The organism is Caloramator sp. (assembly GCF_020054765.1).
Lineage (GTDB): Bacteria > Bacillota > Clostridia > Clostridiales > Caloramatoraceae > Thermobrachium > Thermobrachium proteoclasticum.
On the sequence record NZ_JAIHAO010000011.1, the window covers coordinates 1 to 21,526 of the forward strand.

18 protein-coding genes, 5 tRNA genes and 3 other annotated features are annotated in these 21,526 nt (G+C 32.9%); all 23 genes read left to right on the forward strand.

Features of this window, described 5'->3' with window-relative positions:
• Positions 1-190 precede the first annotated feature (190 nt).
• Positions 191-898, forward strand: a complete 708-nt coding sequence (locus JG776_RS05415; RefSeq protein ID WP_291965417.1) for a diguanylate cyclase — start codon at positions 191-193, stop codon at positions 896-898.
• Between the two features lie 66 nt (positions 899-964).
• Positions 965-1,040: transfer RNA gene (locus JG776_RS05420), tRNA-Val, on the forward strand.
• A 4-nt stretch (positions 1,041-1,044) separates the two neighbouring features.
• Positions 1,045-1,121, forward strand: a tRNA-Asp gene (locus tag JG776_RS05425).
• 3 nt (positions 1,122-1,124) lie between these two features.
• Positions 1,125-1,200: transfer RNA gene (locus tag JG776_RS05430), tRNA-Phe, on the forward strand.
• 10 nt (positions 1,201-1,210) lie between these two features.
• A tRNA-Gly gene (locus JG776_RS05435) sits at positions 1,211-1,286 on the forward strand.
• 11 nt (positions 1,287-1,297) lie between these two features.
• Positions 1,298-1,372 (forward strand) — tRNA-Cys (locus JG776_RS05440).
• A 78-nt stretch (positions 1,373-1,450) separates the two neighbouring features.
• On the forward strand, positions 1,451-2,215 hold the full coding sequence (locus tag JG776_RS05445; protein WP_291965419.1) for a DUF6873 family GME fold protein: 765 nt from the start codon (positions 1,451-1,453) through the stop codon (positions 2,213-2,215).
• Positions 2,216-2,280: 65 nt separating this feature from the next.
• Complete coding sequence (ytxC, locus tag JG776_RS05450) at positions 2,281-3,189, forward strand: putative sporulation protein YtxC (RefSeq protein ID WP_291965421.1); 909 nt, start codon at positions 2,281-2,283, stop codon at positions 3,187-3,189.
• Between the two features lie 33 nt (positions 3,190-3,222).
• Positions 3,223-3,433, forward strand: a binding site (T-box leader).
• Positions 3,434-3,482: 49 nt separating this feature from the next.
• A complete protein-coding gene (gene thrS / locus JG776_RS05455) occupies positions 3,483-5,396 on the forward strand; it encodes a threonine--tRNA ligase (protein ID WP_291965423.1) in 1,914 nt (637 codons plus the stop codon).
• A 51-nt stretch (positions 5,397-5,447) separates the two neighbouring features.
• Positions 5,448-5,563, forward strand: a sequence feature (ribosomal protein L20 leader region).
• 10 nt (positions 5,564-5,573) lie between these two features.
• Complete coding sequence (infC, locus tag JG776_RS05460) at positions 5,574-6,095, forward strand: translation initiation factor IF-3 (protein ID WP_027307653.1); 522 nt, start codon at positions 5,574-5,576, stop codon at positions 6,093-6,095.
• A gap of 23 nt (positions 6,096-6,118) precedes the next feature.
• Entirely contained in the window at positions 6,119-6,316 is a 198-nt protein-coding gene (rpmI, locus tag JG776_RS05465; RefSeq protein WP_027307652.1) for a 50S ribosomal protein L35, read from the forward strand.
• Positions 6,317-6,337: 21 nt separating this feature from the next.
• Complete coding sequence (rplT, locus tag JG776_RS05470) at positions 6,338-6,697, forward strand: 50S ribosomal protein L20 (protein WP_027307651.1); 360 nt, start codon at positions 6,338-6,340, stop codon at positions 6,695-6,697.
• Positions 6,698-6,804: 107 nt separating this feature from the next.
• The gene (locus JG776_RS05475; RefSeq protein ID WP_291965427.1) at positions 6,805-8,166 is read left to right on the forward strand and encodes a TrkH family potassium uptake protein; all 1,362 of its coding nucleotides are present in this window, start codon (positions 6,805-6,807) and stop codon (positions 8,164-8,166) included.
• 17 nt (positions 8,167-8,183) lie between these two features.
• Complete coding sequence (locus JG776_RS05480) at positions 8,184-8,843, forward strand: TrkA family potassium uptake protein (RefSeq protein ID WP_291965429.1); 660 nt, start codon at positions 8,184-8,186, stop codon at positions 8,841-8,843.
• 5 nt (positions 8,844-8,848) lie between these two features.
• The gene (locus tag JG776_RS05485) at positions 8,849-9,610 is read left to right on the forward strand and encodes an RNA methyltransferase (protein WP_291965430.1); all 762 of its coding nucleotides are present in this window, start codon (positions 8,849-8,851) and stop codon (positions 9,608-9,610) included.
• Between the two features lie 48 nt (positions 9,611-9,658).
• Positions 9,659-9,873, forward strand: a binding site (T-box leader).
• A gap of 51 nt (positions 9,874-9,924) precedes the next feature.
• A complete protein-coding gene (gene pheS, locus JG776_RS05490) occupies positions 9,925-10,944 on the forward strand; it encodes a phenylalanine--tRNA ligase subunit alpha (protein WP_291965432.1) in 1,020 nt (339 codons plus the stop codon).
• An 11-nt stretch (positions 10,945-10,955) separates the two neighbouring features.
• Positions 10,956-13,316: a phenylalanine--tRNA ligase subunit beta gene (pheT, locus tag JG776_RS05495; protein WP_291965434.1), complete on the forward strand. Its 2,361-nt coding sequence runs from the start codon at positions 10,956-10,958 to the stop codon at positions 13,314-13,316.
• Between the two features lie 112 nt (positions 13,317-13,428).
• Entirely contained in the window at positions 13,429-14,037 is a 609-nt protein-coding gene (zapA, locus tag JG776_RS05500) for a cell division protein ZapA (RefSeq protein WP_291965436.1), read from the forward strand.
• An 80-nt stretch (positions 14,038-14,117) separates the two neighbouring features.
• Positions 14,118-15,005: a hypothetical protein gene (locus JG776_RS05505; RefSeq protein WP_291965439.1), complete on the forward strand. Its 888-nt coding sequence runs from the start codon at positions 14,118-14,120 to the stop codon at positions 15,003-15,005.
• Between the two features lie 80 nt (positions 15,006-15,085).
• Positions 15,086-15,523, forward strand: a complete 438-nt coding sequence (locus JG776_RS05510) for a hypothetical protein (RefSeq protein ID WP_291965441.1) — start codon at positions 15,086-15,088, stop codon at positions 15,521-15,523.
• Positions 15,524-15,599: 76 nt separating this feature from the next.
• Positions 15,600-16,364, forward strand: coding sequence for a hypothetical protein (locus JG776_RS05515; protein ID WP_291965443.1), 765 nt, complete (start codon positions 15,600-15,602; stop codon positions 16,362-16,364).
• 422 nt (positions 16,365-16,786) lie between these two features.
• Entirely contained in the window at positions 16,787-19,147 is a 2,361-nt protein-coding gene (locus JG776_RS05520) for a U32 family peptidase (RefSeq protein WP_291965445.1), read from the forward strand.
• 16 nt (positions 19,148-19,163) lie between these two features.
• A complete protein-coding gene (locus JG776_RS05525) occupies positions 19,164-21,524 on the forward strand; it encodes an endonuclease MutS2 (protein ID WP_291965447.1) in 2,361 nt (786 codons plus the stop codon).
• Positions 21,525-21,526: the final 2 nt, after the last annotated feature.

Below are 21,526 nucleotides of genomic sequence, written 5' to 3' on the forward strand. Positions count from 1 at the left end.
TGTAGTTAATTTAATTTTACCAGGCATCTAAAACAGGTGCATATTTTTTTTGTAAAAAAAATATGCTGGGGCTACGCCCCAACATTTATTATAGAACCTAAAATTTTTAATAAAAAAATTAATGATTCTATAAACTTAAAAATTTTTTATACGATAAATATTAATGATAAAACTGTAAAGGGTGTGTGGTATGAAAAAAGAAGATTTGGGGGTTCTTAAAATTTCAATTAGTTATTTTTTGCTTGGTGCTATATGGGTGTTTTTTTCTGATAAAATATTATTTAAATCACTGAAATTCAGTGAAGGCTATTTGAATTATTCGATTATTAAGGGGATCATATTTATAGTATTTTCATCTGTATTTATTTTTGTTTTAGTAAAGAGGGAAATAAACAAAAGAATAAAGATTTGGGAATATTATGCGACACACGATTCTATGACAAAGTGTCTAAATAGAAAAGCAGGTTTAGAAAAATTAAATACACTGCTAAAAAACTATTCATTGCGTTCACCTATATCAATTATTTATGTTGATTTAAATAATTTAAAAATGATTAATGATAATTATAGCCATAGTGAAGGAGATAAGGCTATTATTAGAATCGGTAAAATATTCAAACAATCTGTTAAAAAGGATGATTTTGTTGTTAGATTAGGTGGAGATGAGTTTTTGATTGTTCTTTTGAATTCTGATGAGAAAAATGCAGGAAAAATTATTGAAGTTATAAATAATAAAATAAAAGTGTTAAATGTATCAAGTAGAGTAGAACTAAGTATAAGCTGTGGAGTGGTAACCTATTCACAAGAATATATAAATATAGAAGACTTTATAAACGAAGCAGATAGAAGGATGTATGAAAATAAGAAGCTTTTTCACTCACAGTTAAAATTTGCATAAAATAATTATAAAAACGTATTGACAAAAATATAAATTCATTGTATTATAATTTATGTCAAATGAATTGGGCGCGTAGCTCAGCTGGGAGAGCATCTGCCTTACAAGCAGAGGGTCACAGGTTCGAGCCCTGTCGTGCCCACCATAATGGCCCAGTAGCTCAGTTGGTTAGAGTGCCGGCCTGTCACGCCGGAGGTCGAGGGTTCGAGCCCCTTCTGGGTCGCCAACTGGCCAGATAGCTCAGTAGGTAGAGCAGGGGACTGAAAATCCCCGTGTCGCTGGTTCGATTCCGGCTCTGGCCACCAATTTTTATATGCGGGAATAGCTCAGTTGGTAGAGCGTCACCTTGCCAAGGTGAATGCCGCGGGTTCGAGTCCCGTTTCCCGCTCCAAAAATTAATATGGCGGCATAGCCAAGTGGTAAGGCAGAGGTCTGCAAAACCTTTATTCCCCAGTTCGAATCTGGGTGCCGCCTCCAAAGAATAGGGATAGAAGTAAGACTTCTATCCCTATTTTGCTAATATGTATAGTTTTAAATGAAGGAGCGAGTCTGTCAATGGAAAAATTTATAGAAATACCAAATCTCCCAAAGGGGGAAGTCTCTTTGGTTGTGTGTGATGGAAGAATAAACTCAGATGTTGAATATAATTTAAGAGAGATGGGAATTAAAATTATCAAAACAAATAAACAAAAATTATTGTATGAAGCTGTATCCTATCATCCTGACATATTATTTCACCATCTTGGTGGGGACAAAATAGTTATTACACCCAATGTTGATGATAAATTTTATTATGCCTTAGAAGATGAAGGTTTTGATTTAATATTAGGTAAAGATAAGATTGAAGGTAAATATCCAAAGGATGTTTTATACAATGTTGCAAGACTAAAGGATGTTGCCATTTTAAACATAAGATATACTGATGAAATTTTGCTGGATGAATTGATAAAAAGAAACATTAAACTAATTGATGTAAAGCAGGGTTATGCTAAATGTTCTATATGTATTGTATCAGAGGATGCAATAATTACGTCTGATAGAGGAATCTATAAAAAGGCTTTGCAAAATTCAATAAACTCCCTTCTAATCAAACCAGGACATATCGATCTTTTTGAACTAAACTACGGTTTTATTGGAGGATGCACAGGATTTATTTCAAATGACACCATAGCTTTTTACGGTGAAGTTGAATCACATCCTGAAGGTGTTGAAATAAAAAATTTTTTGAATAAATTTGAAAAAAAACATCAAAATCTATCAAAAGGTAAATTAATAGATTATGGTACATTAATACCTCTTAAGGAATATTGTATAATATAACTTTTTAAGTTTATTAGTATATGTTTTTTCTACGAACATATACTAAACTTGAAGGGAGTGATAATATGATTCTCCTATCAATTGGATTTAGTAAGGATAATAAAGAATTTTATGATAGATTAAACGAGCTCTGTCAGTATTTTAAAGAAAAAGGCGTAAATATTGCTATATGTGAAAATAAAGTATCTAATATGAATTATATAAAGTGTGTTTTAAAGGAGACAGAAAGGGATATAAAGGTCTTTGATAGTTTTAGCGAAATGTTTTATATATATGTTTCGAATCTTATCTATGAATATATAGTGAATTATTATGATTCTGTTTCTATAGAAAAGATTATAAAAAACAATTATGATTTCTTATCCAATGAGGATGCAGAAATAATAAAAGAAAAGTGTATAATGGCATTAAATGGAACGGGCATATTTACACAGGATGGAATACAGATTATTATAAATAGAAAAAATACAATTCTAAAGCTAATAGAAGAGTATTTAGATGAAAATAAAGAGCTTATTATAGATGGTTTTATTACCTTTAGATTAAGAAACTTTTCTAATGATTTAAAAAATATAGTAGAAAAGATTACAGAGGAATATATCATTGAAAAGGAATACAGTGAGTTTATAAAGCTTTTAAAATATTTTGTAGATATACAGGAGAGTAAGTATGAGGTTGTTAATGTTATAATACAGAAGGATGGTAATTATTTAATCTACGATAAACAATATAAAAATATAACATCAGAGTTTTTTGAGGATTTTTCTTCTGACATTAAAATAGATGCAACTATTCACGATATGCTAATTAGTGCACTTATTACCTTTGCACCACAAAATATAGTGATTCACGGAGTTGAAAATTCTAAAAGTCAGGAGACAATTGAAACAATTAAAAATATATTTAGTGATAGGTTAAAAATTTGTAGTGGATGTGAAATTTGTAAATCAATTAATAATATTATATTGACATAGCTTAATGCAATTAATATAATAGTAATTAAAATATGAAAGGCGATGAAGGGGAAGAGTAAATCAAACCCAGTTATCAGAGAGGGAAATCCGTTGGCTGAAAGATTTCCTTAACATGGATGATTGAAAACCACCCCAAAGCTCCTACCTGAAATATAGTAGGGATAGGCGTGATGCTGCGTTAATGCTAATGAGTGGACCATATAAGGTCAATTTGGGTGGAACCGCGAGAACTCTCGTCCCATTTTTTGGATGAGGGTTTTTTTATTTGCATAAAAAGCTTAAGGAGGGATAGTATGATTAAAGTTACTTTAAAGGATGGCAAAGTTTTAGAGTTTGAACATCCAGTAAAGGTAGAAGAAGTTGCAAAAAAAATAGGTATGGGACTTTATAAGGCAGCACTTGCTGCAAAGGTTGATGGAGAAGTTGTTGATTTGATGAAGACAATTGATAAGGATGCTGTGGTAGAAATACTTACCTTTGATGATGCGGATGGAAGATGGGCACTAAGACATACAGCTTCCCACATACTTGCACAGGCAGTTAAAAGACTTTATCCAAATGTTAAATTGGCAATAGGTCCAGCAATAGATAATGGATTCTACTATGATTTTGATGCGGATTTTGCTATTACACCAGATATGCTTGCTGAAATTGAAAAGGAAATGCAAAAAATTATAAAAGAGGATTATGAACTTGAAAGATTCGTGCTTTCAAGGGAAGAGGCAATAAAGTTAATGAAGGAAAAGAATGAAGATTATAAAGTAGAATTAATCGAAGAGCTTCCAGAAGGAGAGGAGATATCCTTCTACAAGCAGGGAGAATTTGTTGACCTATGTGCAGGTCCACACGTGCCATCAACAGGAAGAGTTAAGGCTATAAAGCTGCTTTCAGTAGCAGGGGCATATTGGAGAGGCGATGAAAAGAATAAGATGCTTCAAAGAGTTTATGGTACAGCCTTTACTAAAAAGAGTGAGCTTGATGCATACTTAAATATGCTTGAAGAGGCTAAAAAGAGAGACCATAGAAAGTTAGGTAAAGAATTAGAACTGTTTGCAATAATGGAGGAAGGCCCAGGATTCCCATTCTTCTTGCCAAAGGGTATGGTGGTTAGAAATGAACTTGAAAACTTCTGGAGACAAGTACATCAAAAGAATGGATATAAAGAAATAAAGACTCCTATAATATTAAATGAAGCACTATGGCATCGTTCAGGACACTGGGATCACTACAAAGAAAATATGTATTTTACAAAGATAGATGAACAGGATTATGCAGTAAAACCAATGAACTGCCCAGGTGGTATCTTAGTATATAAGAGTCAAATGCATAGCTATAGAGAATTACCACTTAGACTTGGAGAGCTTGGACTTGTACACAGACACGAAATTTCAGGTGCACTACACGGACTTATGAGAGTAAGATGTTTTACTCAAGACGATGCTCATATATTTATGCTTCCATCACAAATAAGGGATGAAGTTTTAGGTGTAATCAACTTGATTGACCATATTTACAAGCTATTTGGATTTGAATATCACGTTGAATTATCAACAAGACCAGAGGATTCAATGGGAAGCGATGAGGATTGGGAAAATGCAACAAATGCACTAATAGATGCATTAAATGCAGCAGGACTTGAGTATAAGATAAATGAAGGTGATGGAGCCTTCTATGGACCAAAGATTGACTTCCATCTTAAGGATTGCTTGGGAAGAACATGGCAATGCGGAACAATACAACTTGATTTCCAAATGCCAGAAAGATTTGACCTACACTACATAGGAGAAGATGGAGAAAAGCATAGACCTGTAATGATACACAGAGTTATATTTGGAAGTATTGAGAGATTTATAGGAATATTAATTGAACACTATGCAGGTGCCTTCCCAACTTGGCTTGCACCAGTTCAAGTTAAAATACTTCCTGTAACAGATAGAGCAAATGAATATGCAAAACAACTTGAGGAAAAGCTAAAGGATAATGGTATAAGAGTTGAAACAGATTTAAGAAATGAAAAAATAGGATATAAAATTAGAGAAGCACAGCTTCAAAAGGTACCATATATGCTGATACTTGGTGACAAAGAAGTAGAGGCAGCAAATATTTCAGTACGTTCAAGAAAAGATGGAGATATTGGTGCTATGTCTGTTGAAGAATTTATTTCAAAGATAAGAGAAGAAATAGATAAAAAAATAAGTACATTATAAAAATCTATTAAAATCTATTGACATACAACAAATAGTATGTTATATTAGTTAAGTGTTAAGTAGAAGCCATCCGCTTCTCACCTTACGCCAAGGGTAGTAAGGTTAGAATTTAGTGGTAAGTTGAATGTTTGCGGATGGAGTATGTCCATCCGCTTTTGTTTTGTAATAAATTAGGAGGTGAATGTTATTAATAAAGAACATTTAATCAATGAAGAAATAAGAGCTAAGGAGCTTAGAGTTGTTACTGCAGATGGAGAACAGCTTGGAATAATGCCAACTAAGCAGGCACTTGAGATAGCTGAAGCAAGGCAGCTTGATTTAGTTTTAATAGCTCCAAAGGCAGAACCACCAGTTGCTAAGATAATGGACTATGGAAAGTTCGTATATGAGCAACAAAAGAAGGAAAAGGAAGCTAAAAAGAAACAAAAACAAATTACAGTAAAGGAAGTAAGAATAACTCCAAACATAGAAGAACACGATTTGAATGTAAAGGCTAAAAATGCTGAAAAGTTCTTAAAGGATGGAGATAAGGTAAAGGTTACTGTAAAGTTTAGAGGAAGAGAAGCTGACTATGCTCACTTTGGTGAAGAAATTTTAAATAGATTTTATGAAAAGATTAGAGAAGTTGGACAAATAGAAAAGCCAGCTAAATTAGAAGGTAAAAATATGACAATGGTTATAGCACCAAAGAAAGGTTGAAAATAAGAGAGGAGGAAACAACTATGCCTAAAATGAAAACTCATAAGGGTGCAGCAAAAAGATATAGAAAAACTGGAAATGGAAAGTTCAAGAGAGCACACGCTTTTAAGAGACATATTCTAACTAAAAAGTCATCTAAGAGAAAGAGACAACTAAGAAAAGGAACTTACGTTGCTAAGACTGAATTCAAGATTGTAAGAAAGTTACTACCATACGTATAAGAGGCAAAGGAGGTTTAAAAAATGGCAAGAGTTAAGAGAGCAGTTCATTCACATAAAAGACGTAGAAAAATATTAAAACTTGCAAAGGGATACTATGGTGCAAAGAGCAAGAATTACAGAATTGCTAAGCAAGCTGTAATGAGAGCATTAAGCACAGCATATGTAGGAAGAAAGTTAAAAAAGAGAGACTTCAGAAAGCTTTGGATAGCAAGAATAAATGCAGCTGCAAGAGCAAATGGACTTTCATACTCAAAGTTCATAAATGGACTAAAGCTTGCTGGAATCAACATCAACAGAAAGATGCTTGCTGAAATAGCTGTTAATGATGAAGCAGCTTTTGCAGAATTAGTAAATATAGCTAAAGAAAAGGTAAATGCATAATATAAAACAAGCTAAAAGGCCTGATTTTCAGGTCTTTTAGCTTTTGTATAAAATACGATTTTTTTGGTATTATACTTAAGTAGTATAATATTGGAGGTTAATCTAAAATGTTTATAAAAGATAAGATAGAGGGAATTAAGTTTTATAGATTTCAGCCAGTTCAAGTATTAGCGTTAGGCTTTGCAGTTGTAATTTTTTTAGGAGCTATACTGCTCTCACTACCTATATCATCAAGAGATGGTAACCCTACCAATTTTATAGATGCTCTATTTACAGCGACTTCAGCAGTTTGTGTCACAGGATTAGTTACAGTAGATATTGGTACTCATTATAGCCTATTTGGACAATTAATTATTCTACTCCTAATTCAAACAGGTGGTTTAGGTTTTATGACCTTTGCAACATTAATTGCCTTGATATTAGGGAAAAAGATATCTCTTCGTGAAAGGCTTATAATGCAGGAGGCATATAATACCTTTAATATACAGGGAGTAGTTAAGCTTGCACTTTATGTTATGGGAATAACATTTTCAATTGAGTTTATAGGTGCACTAATTTTATCAACCCAGTTTATACCTCAATATGGACTTTTAAAGGGATTATATTTTGGATTATTTCATTCGGTTTCAGCCTTTTGTAATGCAGGGTTTGACCTTATAGGAAATTTTCAAAGTTTGACTCCATATGTAGATAACACAGTTATAAACTTAACTGTCATAAGCTTAGTTATAATAGGTGGAATAGGTTTTGCTGTTTTAACTGAGGTTATAAACTATAGAAAAACAAAAAGGTTATCTTTACACGCTAAAGTTGTTCTGTCTGCAACAGCCTTTTTAATAATAAGCGGAGCTATTGGGTTCTTCTTATTGGAATATACGAATCCTAAAACCTTAGGAAGTTTAAATATAAAAGGCAAAATTTTAGCAAGCTTGTTTGCCTCTGTTACTCCAAGAACAGCAGGTTTTAATACAATATCAACTTCGGATATGACCACAGCAGGTAAGTTTTTAACAATAGTACTAATGTTTATAGGTGCATCTTCTGGATCAACAGGTGGAGGTATAAAAACATCTACAGCATTTTTGCTTTTTATGACTGTTGTTGCTGTTGTACAGGGTAAAGAGGATACGGAAATTTATCAAAAGAGAATAAACAAAAGCTATGTCTATAGGGCACTTGCAATAGCATTGATAAGCTTTACAATAGTAACATTTGTTACAATGGTTTTATCAATAGTACAGCAGGGAGATTTTATTGAATATTTATATGAGGCAACATCAGCCTTTGCAACTGTAGGATTAACTTTAGGGCTTACTACAAGGCTAACCTTAATTGGAAAGATTATAATTATAATAACAATGTACATAGGAAGAGTAGGACCGCTTACAATTACAATGGCAATTGCTCATAAACAGCAAACAACAACAAATTTAATTAGATATCCTGAGGACAAGATATTAATTGGCTAATTGGGAGGTTTTTAAAAATGAAATCAAAACAGTTTGTAGTTATAGGACTTGGAAGGTTTGGCTCAAGTATAGCAAAAACGCTTTATTCATTAGGCCACGAGGTATTGGCAATAGACATTGATGAAGAGGTTGTACAGGATATTTCAGACCAAGTAACACATGTTGTTCAGGCAGATGCTACAGACGAAGCAACTTTAAAATCACTTGGAATAAGAAATTTTGATATTGCAGTTATAACAATAGGTTCTGATGTACAATCAAGTGTTCTTGTAACGCTTCTTGTTAAGGAACTTGGTGTAAAATATGTAATAGCAAAGGCACAAAATGAACTTCACGCAAAGGTTTTATATAAAATAGGTGCAGATAGGGTTGTATTCCCAGAAAGAGATATGGGAATTAGGGTAGCACACAATCTATGTTCATCTAACATATTAGACTATATAGAATTGTCATCTGATTACAGCATTATGGAAGTTACAGCACTTGAGGAATGGGAAGATAAGACTTTAAAGGAACTAAATTTAAGAACAAGATACGGAATAAATATAATGGCTATAAAGAGAGGAAATGACATTAACATATCTCCAGTCGCAGAAGATAAAATAAAAAAGGGAGATATTCTAGTTGTAATTGGCGGAACTGATGATATAAAAAATATAGAGATGCAAAGGATGTAATCTGTATGATTTTGAAAAGGGATAGCAGTCTTGTAAAAAATGCACTTAAGCTAAAGCAGAAAAAATATAGAGAGTTGGAAAATAAGTTTTTAGCCGAGGGTATTAGGTTTGTTGAGGAGGCTATTTTGGAAGGTTTAGTTGACCATATTTTTTATAGTAGTCAAATATATGAATTAAAAGGTAATGAGAGAGTTCTTAATAATAATATACCAAAGTATGAAGTAGATGAAAAAACTATAAAGGAATTAACAAATACAACAACACCTCAAAGTGTAGTTGCTGTAGTTAATAAACCTAATGTACAATTAAAAAACGATTTGAATTTTGTTGTATTAGTTGACAGGGTGCAGGACCCCGGAAACTTGGGAACAATAATTAGAACCTGTGATGCTGCAAAAGTTGATGCAGTCTATATAGTTAAGGGTACGGTAGATGTTTATAATGATAAAACATTAAGGTCAACAATGGGTTCGATTTTTCATCTACCTATAGTTTATTTTGATTCCTTTAAGGAGGCGGCAGAGGATTTATATATTAGAGGATTTAATATATATGCTTCAACCTTAGATGGAGAAGATGTTTATAAAACAGATTTTAAGGAAAAGACAGCAATAGTAATAGGGAATGAGGCAAATGGTATGTCTAAAGAGGATATAATGCTCTGTAATAAAAAAATAAAGATACCTATGCTTGGTAGGGCAGAATCCCTAAATGCATCCATTGCAGCAGCTATAATTATATATGAAGTTGTAAGACAAAGATTATAATTACATATTTACACTTAAATAAATATTGTGTTATAATAAGCAAAAAAAGTAAAGGCTGTGAAGGAGGCAAGTAGGCTAATACCCTGCACAGGGAGGATAGGCCATAGATTGAGAGCTTATCTGCAGAAGGATTAGTTGAAGTTTCCCTCTGGAGCTTTCTGCTTGAAATAACAGTAGGGCAGAACGGTGTAACCGTTATTTTAATGAGTGGGCCATTTTGGCCAATTAGGGTGGTACCGCGAAGATTTCCCTTCGTCCCTTTTTGGGATGGAGGGTTTTTTTGTTTGGAAATTTAAATAGAAAGGAGTAGTAAAATGAGGGAGAAGCTACAACAAATAAAGGAAAAAGCACTTTTGAAGCTTAAGGAATGTCAAAATAGTCAAGAGTTGGATGAAGTAAGAGTTAAATACCTTGGAAAAAAGGGAGAGCTTACAACTATTTTAAGAGGAATGGGGCAGCTATCACCTGAGGATAGACCAATAGTAGGAAAAATAGCAAATGAGGTAAGAGAAGAGATTGAGGCAGCAATTGAGGAGACATTAAAGGAAATAAAACAAAGGGAAAAGAATTTGAGACTTTCAATGGAAACTATTGACGTAACTATGCCTGGTAGGGCAAATAGAATAGGTGGACTACACCCACTTACTAAGGCATTAGACGAGATAAAGGAAATATTCATTGGGATGGGATTTTCAATTGCAGAAGGTCCTGAGGTTGAACTTGATTATTATAACTTTGAGGCACTAAACATACCAAAGAACCATCCAGCAAGGGATGAACAGGATACCTTCTACATAAACCAAAATGTAGTTTTAAGAACACAGACATCACCAGTTCAAATCAGAGTAATGGAAAATAAAAAGCCTCCAATAAGAATTATTGCACCAGGTAGAGTTTATAGATCTGATACTGCAGATGCAACACATTCACCAATTTTCCATCAAGTAGAGGGACTTGTTGTCGATAAGGGAATTACTATGGCAAGTTTAAAGGGAACATTAGATGCCTTTGCTAAGAGAATGTTTGGAGAAAAGACAAGAACTAAATTTAGACCTCACCATTTCCCATTTACAGAGCCTTCTGCTGAGGTTGATGTATCCTGCTTTGTTTGTGGCGGAACAGGATGTAGAGTATGTAAAGGTTCAGGTTGGATTGAAATATTAGGATGTGGAATGGTTCATCCAGATGTATTAAGAGCAGGCGGAATAGACCCAGAGGTTTATAGTGGTTTTGCCTTTGGACTTGGACTTGAGAGAATTGTAATGATTAAATATGGAATAGATGATATTAGGCTATTCTATGAAAACGATGTAAGATTTCTAAAGCAGTTCTAAGGAGGGATAGTATGAAGGTTCCATTTAATTGGCTACTTGAATATGTAGATTTAGATAAAGATATAAATGAAGTTGCAGAAAAGCTAACTTTAACGGGTTCAAAGGTAGAGGAAGTTATAGAAAAGGGTAAGGAAATAGATAAAGTAGTAACAGGAAAAATAATAAAGACGGAAAAACATCCAAACGCAGATAAATTAACAGTATGTCAAGTAGACGTAAAGGATGAAGTTATACAGATAGTAACAGGTGCTGATAATATTAAAGAGGGAGATATAATTCCTGTTGCACTTCACGGTTCAACACTTCCAGGTGGTGTAAAGATTAAAAAGGGAAAACTTAGAGGTGTTGAATCTAATGGAATGTTATGTTCAGAGGCAGAACTTGGACTTGCAGATGAGGATTCAGTTCACGGTATTATGATATTAGATGAAAATACACCAATTGGTGTAGACATTAAGGATATACTTGGATTAAATGGTGGAGTAATTGATTTTGAAATAACATCAAATAGGGCAGACTGTTTTTCAGTATATGGAATAGCAAGGGAAACAGCAGCCTCCTTTGGATGTGAACTTAAGAAGGTGGATTTAACTTTTAATGAAAATAGTGAAAATATAGAGGATTTTTTAAAGGTTGAAGTTAAGACTCCTTTATGTAGAAGATATATGGCAAAGATGATAAAGAACATAAAGGTTGGGCCTTCACCTGAATGGATGCAGGCAAAATTACAAGAAGCAGGGGTTAGACCAATAAATAATGTAGTTGATATTACAAACTATGTTATGTTAGAACTTGGACAGCCAATGCACGCCTTTGATTATGAAAATATAGAGGGCAAAAAAATAGTAGTTAAGATGGCAGAGGATGAAAGGTTCACTACATTAGATGGAGTTGAAAGACAGCTTGATAGTTCAATGATAACAATAAATGACGCACAAAAGACGATTGCAATTGCTGGTGTAATGGGAGGACAAAACTCTGAGGTTACAGAGGATACAAATACAATAGTACTTGAGTGTGCAAGCTTTGATGGAGTAACAACAAGACTAACATCAAAGAGATTGGGGCTTAGAACTGAGGCATCATCAAGATTTGAAAAGGATTTAGATCCAAATCTTGTTGAAACAGCATTAAAGAGAGCTTGTCATCTATTTGAAACATTAAAGGTTGGAGAGGTTGTAGGTGGAGTTATCGATTGCTATGAACAAAAATTAGAGCCTCATTATGTAAATGTTAGTCCAAAATGGATAAATAACTTCTTAGGAACAGATATAGCAGTTCAAGATATGGTTACTATGCTTAAGCGTCTTGATATGGAGGTTGAAGTAAAGGATGAGCTTATAATAAAGGTTCCAACCTTTAGACAGGATGTTAAGATAAAAGAGGATGTTGCAGAAGAAATAGCAAGACTTTACGGCTATGATATAATACCTACACAAAAGATTATAGGTGAGGCTGTTGAGGCAGAGATAACAAAGGAACAAAAACTAATTGAAGCTGTAAAAAGAACTATGGTTTCATCAGGGTTGTACGAAACTTTAACATATTCCTTCTTTAGTCCAAAGGTATTTGATAAGATAAACTTACCTTCTGATAATGACCTTAGAAATGTAGTAACTATATCAAATCCTTTAGGTGAAGACTTTAGTGTTATGAGAACAACTTTAATTCCATCAATGCTTGAAGTTATGCAAAGAAATATCTTGAGGGATAATAAGGAAGTTGGACTATTTGATATAGGTAAAGTTTATTTAAATGTTGGTAAGGAATTACCTGATGAAAGATATAAGCTTTGTATAGCAATTGCAGGAGATGTAGATTTCTTTAATCTTAAAGGAATTGTGGAAAACCTAATTAATGGTTTATCAGTAGATAAGGCAGAATTTGAGAGGGAAACTGAAAATAGCATATTCCATCCTGGTAGATGTGCAAAGCTTTTAGTTAGAAAAAGATATGCTGGTGTTTTAGGGGAAGTTCATCCAGACGTTTTAGAAAACTATGATTTAGAAACAAGAGTATATATTGCAGAAATTGATTTAGCAACATTGTTTGAAGCGGCAAAGACAGAAAAGAAATATAAGCCACTACCAAAGTACCCAGCTGTTTTAAGGGATATAGCTCTTTTAGTTAAGGATGAGGTTGAAGTTAAGAAGATTGAAGATATAATGTTAAAGCAGGGCAAGGGAATTATTGAAGAAATAAAACTTTTCGATGTATATAAGGGTAAACAAATACCAGAAGGTTTCAAGAGTGTTGCTTATTCAATTATCTATAGAGCAGAGGACAGAACTTTAAAAGATGAGGAAATAAACAAAGTTCACAATACAATTGTAAAGGAACTTGAGGAAAAGCTTGAGGCAAAACTTAGATAGGATATCCTATCTAAGTTTTTTTATAGAAAACAAAAAAAGGTATAGTAATCTAAAATAAATTAATGTAAAATATAAGTAATTAAGTCTATCTAAACTTGAAAGGGTGCTTGGTATGGTAAATAAAGTTGTTGTTAAGATAAATGGAGTAGAATATACTTTAATGGGAGAAGACTCAGAGGATTACTTATTTTCCATTGCAAATTTTGTTGATAAAAAGATTAAAGAAATACTCTCAAGCAATCCAAAGCACAATACTACATCTTCTGCGGTTTTAACTGCTTTAACGGTTACTGATGAGATGTTTAAGTTAAAGAAGGAAATGGAAAAGTTAAGACAGAGTACTGTTGTTCCAACTGAAAAATTAAGAGAGGCAGAGGAAAGATATAGAGCATTATACGAAGAATTTAAAAGAGTAGTAGATGAAAACAACTCTGCAAAATCCAAACTTGAAGAGGTAGTTTTAAAGGAAAGGGAATATAGTGAAGGTATAAATAGGTTAAAGGCAGATTATGAAGAGAAAATAAAGGAGTATGAGGCACTTTTAAAAGAAAATGCATATCTAAGAGAAAGAAACGAAGAAGTAGAAAGAGAACTAAAGGAAACTAAAGAGATGTTAAGTAGTGTTAAAGAACAGCTTCTTGAAAGCCAGATTGAACTTGTAAGGGTAAAAAAGGATTTAAAGGATTTTAAAGAACTTCAAAGTAAAAAGAGGAGTGTATAAGGGCGGTTAGCCCTTTTTTGGTACATAAAATTTAAAATTTATGAATATATATAATACATAGCAAGTATTTTGGTATATTTATGAATATAGTACAGTCTAAAATAATAAAGTCACGTTATAATAAAAGTCATTTAATTTTAGATAAAAAAATAACTTTTGAAGGCGGAGTAAAAATAAAAAAATTAATTTCACATTATGAAACTGTTAAGGTAAAGAGTGTAAAAAGAAATACTAAGTATTTTGATATTGAACTTTTTATAGAGTGTATTTTAACACTTGAGGTATTAAACGGTAATATACTTGAAAAATATTCATTAACCTATAATTTCGAAAACAATGTAAAGGTATTTAAGGAATATTTTGAGCCACGTGTATCATTTTTAGATTTTATTGAGCTTGATTATGTTATTAAGTTTAAAAAAGTTAATTTAAAGTACGATATAAATTTAGATTATGATACTTTGTCTATTTTAGGTGAATGCTTTATTATTATTAATCTTTTGGTGGAGAGGTGCCTTATGCTAAAGGAAATAGATGAGATGCAGGCATATTTGCAGGTTGCTGCTGGACTTGATGATATGGACATAAAGGATGTTATAGGTAATTTAGATAATATAGTAAAGACATTATCAAACAGATTAAATGAAATAGAAGAAGAAAATAAATTTTTAAAAAGAGAAATAGAGAGACATAGGGCTGAAATTGGTGTATTGAATTCTGAATTGCAAAATGAAAAGATAAAAAATATGAATTTGTCTTTAGAGTGTACAAGGCTTACTGAAAGGATAAAGGATTTAGAGGAAAAATTGGACAAGGAAAGAAAAAAGTGTTCATTGTTAGAGATAGAGAATGCAAGGGCACTTGATGAAATAAAAAGGCTAAAAAAAGAAAGAACTGAAATAACAAGCGAGCTTCAAAGAGAGAAAACGGGCATAGGTAAAAAAATAGTTGAGTTTTTAAAAAAATAGGGCAAAGGCCCTATTTTTTTGTGTCATTAAAAACCGATTTTGAATAATATATAATAAACCATGCTTTGGAGGATGGAACATTGGTACGCAAAGATGCAAACCAAATTCAATATGAGTTTAATACAGGATGGCAAAAGGTAATTAAATCTCAAAGTGAAAGCATATTTGATGACATTAATAGTAAGCTAAAAAAGATTGATATAGAGATGGATGAGCTAAAAAAGCAGGTAGATACATTAAAGAAGATGAATTTAGAGAATTTAAGAAGAGAATATGATGAAAAGAATGAAGTTATAGAGGATTTAAAAAATAATATAAATGATTTAAGTGTTGATGTAGATGATTTTAAAAAGAACATAGAGGATTTATTGAACGAGGTAAATAATCGTGTAGATGAACAGAGAAGGCTTTTTGATTCACAAATACTTATGCTAAACGAAACAATAAAGCTTATACTCGATAAAATAAATGAATTAGATAAAAAAAGTTCAGGTTTCTTTAGGTTTTTTGGAAGATAAAATCACACAAAATATATAACTTGCATAGTATAAATTAGAATTTGAATTTATGGAATAATTTAGGGAGGGAAATATAATGGAGGACCTCTTAAGGAATGGAACACCACAACAGCTTGATATTTATGTAAAGAGGATATTAGCAAAGTATGCAAATGAAGAACAAATATTATTTGCAGAAGAAATTGCAGGGGATCCACCAGCTCCAAATGATAAAAAGGTTCCACTTCACTTCTGTATTGACAAAAAGCTTGTTGGAGAAGATGCATATGCAATAAAATGCATAAATGAAGTTAAAATAACTGATTGGACTGCGACACAGGAGATTATTTGTAACCACAAGGCAAGACTTACCATAACATTCAAAGTTGTACTTTGGGTAAAATATGAAGATAACAGCTTCGGTATAGTTGTTCTTCCAGACGATGTATATAAGCCATATCCAAATGCTTGCTTTATTTCAGCAATGAATGTACCTCAAACTATAGGTTATGGTGAAACTTTAGAAATCATAGGCATTGGAACAAATCCAAAGTTTAAGTGGGTAAAGGATGTACCATTAACTGAATTTGATGCACCAATTCCACCAGAGTGCTTTGATGACCCAACTATACAATCACATCTATTGATTAAGGCTATAAAACCTGAATATGACATTTTAAATGACTGCCCATATACAACTCACGCTGTAGGTCATTCTTCAACTGGTGAGACTTGGGAACTAAATGGTATTCATGCACCACAGGGAGCAACAGAAGTTTTACTCAGCATATTTGTAGATGTTCTTGATAAATTAGGAGTAGACCAAGATATTCTAATTGAAGGAATACCTCTTGATTGCTAAAAAGGCTGCTTATGCAGCCTTTTAGGCTGTTGAAAAGTTATATATTGATTAGCCCCATGAAGGATTTCTTAGGCATCAGTTCTACGACTTAAGCAATTCTAAGCTTTTCTTTATTTGAAAAAGTCCTACCCTTGCGATGCCATCATCCTTATGGCTGCTCGGCTCGGCACGTCCTGTGCCGAATTATGGACTTTTTCAAAGTCGAAAAGCAATAATTGCTAAAGTTCATGAAAGAGCCTTTTGAAATCCTTTCATGGGGCTTTTTTATACTTAAGCTAACAGTGGGCAAGGCTGCTTATGTTTTTATAATGCAAATAATAATTATATTAGTATAAAAATAAGCCTTTATATTTATTAGAATTGTAAAATAGGATAAATAGTGTATAATTAAGTTGTTATAAATGTTAAGGGAGAGATTAAATATGTTGGAACTTTTGGCACCAGCAGGTGATATGGAGAGTTTAAAGGCAGCTGTTTTAAATGGAGCAGATGCTGTTTATTTAGGTGGAAAGGAATTTTCTGCAAGACAGAGTGCAGCAAATTTTAATAGAGTAGAGTTAATTGAGGCAGTTAGATTTTGCCACGCATATAATGTTAAGGTCTATGTTACTATAAATACTCTTTTAAAAAATACAGAATTAAAAGGAGCCCTCGATTATGCGTCCTTTTTATATTCAATTGGTGTTGATGCAGTTATTGTACAGGATTTGGGTTTTTTACATCTTTTGAGAAGGTATATTCCTGATTTTGAAGTTCATGCAAGTACTCAAATGACTGCTCATAATTTAGATTCTGTTGAGATGCTATATGACTTAGGGGTAAAGAGGGTTGTACTATCAAGGGAGCTATCACTTGACGAAATTAAATATATATCTAAAAACACAAGGGCAGAGCTTGAAATGTTTGTACACGGAGCACTTTGTATAAGTTTTTCAGGACAGTGCCTTATGAGCAGTATTATAGGAGGAAGAAGTGGTAATCGTGGAAGATGTGCACAGCCTTGTAGGTTAGAGTATAGCCTTGATAATAAGAGGGCATACCACTTAAGCCCCAAAGATTTATCAACTTTAGAATTTATAGACAAAATAAAGGAGCTTGGAGTTTATTCTTTAAAAATAGAAGGAAGAATGAAGAGACCAGAATACGTTGCAACGGTAGTTTCAGCATACAGAGCGGCCATCGATGGAAAACTTGAAAAATCCCATATAAAGGATGTAACACAGATATTTAATAGGGGAGGATTTACCTCTGCCTTTATGTTTAAAAGGCAAGGCAGTGAAATGATGAGTTATAAAAAACCCAGAAACTGGGGTACATATCTTGGAAGGGTTACTAATGTTAGGGGCGATTTTGCAAGAGTAAAACTTGATGCCCAACTAAATGATGGTGATGGTGTTGAAGTATTTGATAGAGGTGTTGGTGTTGTTGTTGCCAATATGAAAAAGGATGGTAAAGTTGTTAAAAGTGCATTACAGGGACAAGAGGTTGAGTTTTATTTAAAGGGAGCAAAGAGGGGAGATATACTCTATAAAACCTCCGATGCAGAGCTTATAGATAGAGCAAGGGAGAGCTTTGCAGGAAGGGATATAAAAAGAGTACCTATAGATGTTTATATTAAGGTAAGAAAGAATGAGGATATTGTTTTAAGGATTAGGGATATCTATGGTGACGAGGTTGAAGTTAAATCAGAACCACCAGAGATTGCGATTAATAAGCCGATTACTTTAGAAAAATTAAAGGACAGCCTATCAAAGACTAAAGATACACCATATATATTAACAAATCTAACTGCAGATTTAGATGAAGATGTAATAATTCCTGTTTCAAGGATTAACTCTATAAGAAGAGAAGGGATTGAAAAGCTCTTAGATAAAAAACAAAATAAAAAGAAAGAAATAGAAATAGAGTTTAATTTAGAAAAGAAAATTAAGAAGGATAAAATGAATTTAATATTAATAACAGGGAGACAGGATATTGTTGAGGGTGTTTATGACTATTTTGATGAAGTTTACTTTGGAGGAGATAATTTAAGAATAAATAATGGGGATATAGAAGAATTAATTGATAAAGGGTATAATGTTAATTTATGGATACCTGAGATTATATTAGAGGAAGAAAAGAAAACTAAAGACAAAATATTAAGTATGAAAAATAAAGGTATAAAATCAGCCCTTTGTGGTAATTTGGGTATGTATAAGTATTTAATAGAGAACGGATTTGATGTAAAACTTGATAAGGGTTTTAACATTTTTAATTCGGTTTCAACTGAGGTGCTTAATAATGCTGGAAGCTTTATTTCAAATGAACTAAACCTAAAGGAAATAAAGGATTTAGTAGATTGTACAAATTTAGACACAATGCTCTTTATATATGGTAGAATAAAAATGATGGTATCAAGGCAATGCTTCATTGGAAGCTCAAAGGGTGAAGGAAGAGAGGAATGTGGGTTAGTCTGTCAAAATAAAATACATTATCTAAAGGATAGAATAAATGAGGATTTTTTAATTGTGCCAGATAGATACTGTAGAAATCATATCTATAATTCAAAGGTTTTATGTATGTTGGAGGATATAAGGGAAATATATAAAACTGGTGCAAAATATTTAGTTGTACAGTTTTTAGATGAAAAGATTGATGAGGCAAGGAAGATATCAAGGGCCTTTAGAGAGGCAGTTGATATGCTAAACAACAATGAATTTATTCACACAGAAAACATAAAAGAAGTTTTGGATATGCTTAAGGGGAAAATTACTAAAGGACATTATTATAGAGGTGTTTTATAAGGAAGGATGGGTTTATATGAACGAAAAGACTTTAAGGATACTTGAGTTTAATAAAATAATTGATATGCTTCAGATGAGGGCTACAACTGAAATTGCAAAAAAAATGATAAGAGAGCTAAAGCCCTCAAGTAATATTCACGAGGTTAGAGAAAGACTTGAGGAAACAAAGGAAGGTTTTGAGGTTGTTTTAAAGTGGGGTAGTTTACCTATTAGTGTTACCTATGACTTGCAGGATACTTTAAAGAGGGCAAATATGGGATATACTCTTCAACCTATTGAGCTTTTGAGGGTAAATGCACTATTAAGATGTACAAGACAACTTAAGGAGTTTATGAAGGATGGTAACAAGCAGGAAATATGCCCTATTATATATGAAATAATCGATTCATTGGCTACAATAAAGGGACTTGAAAATGAGATTGAAACAAAGATAATAAGCGAATCAGAAATATCAGACAGAGCAAGTGAAAAGCTATATAGCATAAGAAGAGCAATAAGGGACAAAAATGCAAAGGTTAAAGAAAAACTCCAGTCAATGCTTCAGAGCTATTCTAAATATCTTCAGGATCCAATTATAACATTAAGGGGAGATAGATATGTTCTTCCTGTAAAGGCTGAATTTAAAGGAAACGTTCCAGGCCTTGTACATGACCAATCTGCAAGCGGTTCAACTTTTTTTATTGAACCTATGGCTGTAGTTGAACTTAATAATGAAATTAAGGAGCTTATGCTTAAGGAAAAGCAAGAGATTGAAAGAATTCTTTATGAACTAAGTGTAAAGGTTGCAGATAATGCAGATATGTTAGAACATAATAATCTAAACATAGGATACATCGATTTTATATTAGCAAAGGGAAGATTTGGACTTGATTTAGATGCATCAATTCCTGAGATTAACCAAAGAGGGTTTATTAATTTAAAAAGGGCAAGACATCCTTTAATAGATAAGGAAGTAGTAGTACCAATTGATGTTAAGTTAGGTGATACGTATAAGGCACTTGTTATAACAGGCCCTAATACAGGAGGAAAGACTGTTACTTTAAAAACAACAGGGCTTCTGACGCTAATGGCAATGACAGGACTTGCAATACCAGCTTCATCTGGTTCGCAGGTATCTGTATTTAATAAGGTGTTTGCAGATATTGGAGACGAGCAAAGTATAGAACAGAGCCTATCAACCTTCTCTTCTCATATGACAAATATAGTAAACATATTAAAGGAAGTAGATGAAACATCACTAATTCTTGTGGATGAGCTTGGAGCTGGAACAGACCCAACAGAGGGTGCAGCCCTTGCGATGTCAATACTTGAGTATATATTTGAAAAGGGTGCAAAGATAGTTGCAACTACACATTATAGCGAACTTAAGGTTTTTGCTATGGAGAAGGAAGGTTTTGAAAATGCAAGTGTTGAATTTGATGTGGAAACCTTAAGACCAACCTACAGGCTTTTGATTGGAATTCCAGGCAAGTCTAATGCCTTTGAAATATCAAAAAGGCTTGGGTTGAGTAATGAAATTATTGAAAATGCGAAGTTAAAGATTTCAAAGGATGCAGCAAGATTTGAGGATGTAATACAGGCACTTCAAAATAAAACTATACAACTTGAAAAAGAATATGAGGAGATTGAAGCAATTAAAAAGGAATCTCTTGAAATAAAGAGGCAACTTTCTGAAAAGAAGTTTAAACTTGATAGTCAGAGAGAAAATATTATAAAAAAGGCACAGGATGAGGCAAGAAGGATACTGCAGCAGGCAAAATATGAGGCAGATTCAATAGTAAAGGAACTTGTTGAACTTAAGAAAAACAGTGAAGCAGTCTCTTTAAAGCAGGCAGAAGAGGCAAGAAGAAAGCTTAAGGAAAACATTGATGAGTTAAATAAGAAGGCTGTTGAAAAGAAGGAGGAAGAATTTGAAGTATTAGAGGATGTTAATGTGGGAGATGAGGTATTTGTAACAACAGTTTCACAAAAGGGTGTTGTTCTATCAAAGCCAGATTCAAAGGGAGAAGTACAGGTTCAAATAGGCATTATAAAGATGAATGTTCCTTTGAATAAACTAAAGAGGGTAGAACAGGATAAAAAGGAAGTTAAAAAATCAGGAGTTACTAATATAATAAAACAAAAGGCACAAAATATATCAGCGGAAATTGATTTAAGAGGACAGACAGTAGATGAGGCATTATACAATTTAGACAAGTATTTAGATGATGCATATCTTGCTGGACTTAATTTTGTAAGAATCATACACGGTAAAGGAACTGGAGCTCTAAGAGAGGGAATAAAGCAGGAACTAAGAAAGCATCAGTATGTAAAATCAATGCGTTCGGGAGATATAAATGAAGGTGGAAGTGGAGTAACAATTGTTGAATTAAAATAGAA